The 1,202-nt window shown below is 71.4% G+C and carries 1 protein-coding gene; it reads left to right on the forward strand.

Going from position 1 to position 1,202, the window contains the following annotated elements:
* Positions 1–1,202, forward strand: a 1,202-nt coding sequence (locus tag E0504_RS49900; protein WP_131628135.1) for an NF041680 family putative transposase, incomplete at both ends; no start/stop codon positions are given.

Raw genomic sequence — 1,202 nt, forward strand, 5'->3', positions numbered from 1 at the left:
GGCGGTGCTGTGCACCGACGGCCCGGTCCGGACGCTGGTCGACCTGACGCTGGCCCCGGAGCACCGTCGCGGCCACGGAGCCTTGTACGACGGGCTGAACAGCGGCCGATTAGAGATCGCCCGGCTGCGACGTGCGCTCGCGGACCTTCCGCTGCCCGCGGCCGCCGACGGACGACTCGTGCTGGCCGTCGATGTCAGTCCGTGGCTGCGCTCGGACGCGCCGACCAGCGCGCAGCGGCTGTTCTGCCATGTGCACGGGCGGGCGAAGAACCAGTCCCAGCTGATCCCGGGCTGGCCGTACTCCTTCGTAGCCGCCCTCGAAACCGGCCGGACGTCGTGGACCGCGGTCCTGGACGCGGTGCGCCTCGGCCCCGACGACGACGCCACAGCGGTGACCGCCGACCAGCTCCGGGCGGTCGTGGGCCGCCTGACCTCAGCCGGACACTGGCACGACGGCGACCCGAACATCCTGATCGTGATGGACGCCGGGTATGACGTGACCCGGCTGGCGTTCGTCCTGGCCGACCTGCCCGTCGAGGTCCTCGGCCGGATCCGTTCCGACCGTGTCCTGCGGCTCCCCAAACCACCGAGACAGCCAGGTACCAACGGCCGTCCGCCCAAGCACGGCCCCGAGTTCGCCCTCGACAGGCCCGCGACCTGGCCCGAACCGCAGCACACCACCATCACCAACACCAGCCGCTACGGCACCGCCACCGCGACCAGCTGGAACCGGCTACACCCCCGGCTCACCCACCGCACCTGCTGGCTCGACCACCCCGGCGACCTGCCGATCATCGAAGGGACCCTCATCCGCCTGCAGGTCGACCACCTGCCCGGCGACCGAGACCCCACGCCCGTCTGGCTGTGGACCTCCGCCACCAACGCCACCGCCGCCGACATCGACCGCGCCTGGCAGTCATTCCTGCGCAGGTTCGACCTGGAACACACCTTCCGGCTGTTCAAACAGACCCTCGGCTGGACCCGCCCGAAGATCCGCACCCCGCAGGCCGCCGACCGCTGGACCTGGCTAATCATCGCCGCCCACACCCAGCTCCGCCTCGCCCGACCCCTGACCCGCGACCTACGCCGCCCCTGGGAGAAACCCGCCCCACCAGGACGGCTCACCCCCGCCCGAGTCCGACGAGGATTCCGGAACATCCGCGCGATCATGTCCCTCCCCGCCAACGCACCGAAACCCACCA

The sequence above is a fragment of the Parafrankia sp. BMG5.11 genome (genome assembly GCF_004337455.1).